The organism is Streptococcus mitis (genome assembly GCF_003942775.1).
GTDB lineage: Bacteria > Bacillota > Bacilli > Lactobacillales > Streptococcaceae > Streptococcus > Streptococcus mitis_CN.
Map to the genome: position 1 here is coordinate 1 of NZ_RJNX01000028.1, position 648 is coordinate 648.

Annotated in this window: 1 protein-coding gene; it reads left to right on the plus strand. The window is 44.3% G+C overall.

Annotated elements, in window-relative coordinates; all coding sequences use genetic code 11:
• Positions 1–648, plus strand: a 648-nt coding sequence (locus D8848_RS10725; RefSeq protein ID WP_125450676.1) for a DUF1542 domain-containing protein, incomplete at both ends; no start/stop codon positions are given.

The window sequence follows — 648 nt, forward strand, 5'->3', positions numbered from 1 at the left end:
AAAACAGCAATCGATAACGCAACAACAAACGATGCGGTAGAACAAGCTAAGACTGCAGGAACAACAAGTGTAGACTTAGTCACTCCAACAGCGCAAGCTAAGCCAGCGGCTAAAAAAGCAATAGACGATGCGCTGAAAGCTAAGGAAGCAGAAATCGATGCGAACAACGACTTAACAGCTGAAGAAAAAGCAAAAGCTAAGGAAGATGCAAAAGCGAAAGCAGACGCAGCGAAAACAGCAATCGACAACGCAACAACAAACGATGCGGTAGAACAAGCTAAGACTGCAGGAACAACAAGTGTAGACTTAGTCACTCCAACAGCGCAAGCTAAGCCAGTGGCTAAAAAAGCAATAGACGATGCGCTTAAAGCTAAGGAAGCAGAAATCGATGCGAACAACGACTTAACAGCTGAAGAAAAAGCAAAAGCTAAGGAAGATGCAAAAGCGAAAGCAGACGCAGCGAAAACAGCAATCGATAACGCAACAACAAATGATGCAGTTACTCAAGCAAAAAATGATGGGGCAACAAGTGTAGACTCAGTCACTCCAACGCCAGTAGCTAAGCCAGCAGCTAAAAAAGCAATAGACGATGTGCTGAAAGCTAAGGAAGCAGAAATCGATGCGAACAACGACTTAACAGCTGAAGAG